Annotated in this window: 2 protein-coding genes; both read right to left on the bottom strand. The window is 67.6% G+C overall.

Going from position 1 to position 1,952, the window contains the following annotated elements; translation table 11 throughout:
* Window positions 1-50: 50 nt before the first annotated feature.
* Window positions 51-1,574 (bottom strand): 5'-nucleotidase C-terminal domain-containing protein, encoded by a 1,524-nt coding sequence (locus AB1609_22575; GenBank protein MEW6049220.1) that lies wholly within the window; start codon window positions 1,572-1,574, stop codon window positions 51-53.
* Window positions 1,575-1,602: 28 nt separating this feature from the next.
* The coding region (locus AB1609_22570) for a DMT family transporter (GenBank protein ID MEW6049219.1) at window positions 1,603-1,952 on the bottom strand (350 nt) is incomplete at its 5' end.

Here is a 1,952-nt window from a genome sequence, read left to right as displayed (position 1 = left end):
GCGCCGGCGACCCTTGATACCATGCGCCTGCTGTCAGCTTCCCCGCCTCTTCAGGAACCCCCGCCGGACACCCGCACGATGCGGCCCTCGACCGCCGGACTCACGGTGCCACGAGCCTGGATGTAGCGGGCCACGACCTCGGCCATGAGCGGGCCGGCCGCGGGGTCGAGCAGCACTTTGGCGTCCTTGAAGATCTCGTACCCGTCACCGCCGCGCAACATGTAGTCGTTGGTGGCCAGGATATAGTGCGCGGACTCGTCGAGCGGCTGGCCGTTCACCCTGATCCACAGCACCCGCTGCCCGGCCGGCCGGGAGGGGTCGAAGGCGAAACGGAGGCCCGATACCTGGGGGAAGCGCCCCGCCGTCTTCTCCACCTGGCTCACGCCGTTCTCCAGGGCCGCCCGGATCTGCGCGCCAGTGACGTCCAGCTTCACCACCACGTTGCCGAACGGCAGCCACGCCACCACGTCCCGCCGGCGGATGGACCCTGCAGGGAGAACCGCGTTGGTGCGGATGCCGCCGCCGTTGGTGATGGCAATCTGGGCCCCCACCGCCTCGCGAATGGCGTCGGCTACCAGGTTACCGAGCGCCGCCTCCTGCAGTCGCACCGTGCTGTTGCGAGCGTCCAGGTCCACTGCGGCCTGGCCGATGACCACGTCCATCTCCCGGGAGAGGTTTGCCGTCCACTTGTTGACCAGGGCTGCCATGGCTCGATCATCGGGCACGCTCTGGTCGACCGTCATCATCCGGTCCTTGAAGCCCACCACACGGCCGCCCTCGATGGTCAGGCTGACGACGCCCAGGTAGCGGTTGTCACTGCCTGCCTTGGCGATGAGCCGCCCGTCCACGACCTCCCGCATGACATCGTGCTCGTGGCCGCCGATGACCAGGTCGATCTCCGGCACCTCGCGCATCAGCCGCACGTCGTCCGCCATGGTCTGGTGCGTCAGGGCGACGATGACCTGGGCCCCCATGGCCCGCATCTGCGCAATGGCCTTGCGCGCGGCCTCAACGGGATCGATGAAGCGCCACTGAGCGCCCGGGCTCGAGAGCACCTTCGACTCGGGGGTCACCAGCCCCAGGAGACCCACGCTCACCCCGCTCATCTGGCGCACCACGAAGGGATAGGTGCCCGGGAAGGGCCTGCCCTCGGGGTCCACCACGTTGGCGACGACCCACGTGAAGGTGGACTCGCGCACCCGTTGCGCCAGGACCTCGTCGCCAAAGTCAAACTCATGGTTGCCGAACGTGGACACGTCCACCCCGAGCGCGTTGAACGCCTCGATCATCTGTTCCCCTTTGAAGACCGACGACATGATGGATGGCGAGATCACATCGCCGGCAAACAGCAACAGCGCCTCGGGGTTTTGCGTTCGCGCCTGCTTCACCAGCGTGGCAAGGCGTGGCATGCCTCCAAGCTTGCCGCCGTCCACCGGCTCCAGGGTGTACGTGTCGTTGAAGTGAAGGATGTCAAGCTGCGCTGCAATTGCCGCAAGCTGTAGCGCAAACACCAGCACCGACGCCGCAAGCGCGCCGGCGAACCATCGGAAAAGCCTGCTCCGGACTCCCGCCAAAGGATCTCCACCCCTTTCCGTGCGGTGTTTACGGCACGTGGGTGCCCCAGATCCTTCTACGCACGGAAGCTTTCGGCTCCACCCGAAGCCGGGGCACCTCGGCGACCAGCATCCCGGCCAGGATGAGAGCGCCGCCGAGCATCGCGCGTGCCCTGAACACCTCCCCGGCGAACATCCACCCGGCCAGCCCCGCAAACACGGGCTCCAGCGAGAAGATGACGGCCGCGTGCGTGGCCGAGGTGTGCCGCTGGCCCCAGACCTGCAGCACCAGGAACACCCCGCTGACTAGCGGGCCTGTCAGCAGCAACGTGCCCGCCACCAAGGGGTCGAAACCTTCGCCCCGCCACCCTTCAAACGACGCGACGGCCGCGCTGAGCG

The organism is Bacillota bacterium (assembly GCA_040754675.1).
Taxonomy (GTDB): domain Bacteria; phylum Bacillota; class Limnochordia; order Limnochordales; family Geochordaceae; genus Geochorda.
The sequence above is the reverse complement of the archived record's forward strand: the minus strand, read 5'-3'. Positions and strand labels throughout refer to the sequence as shown.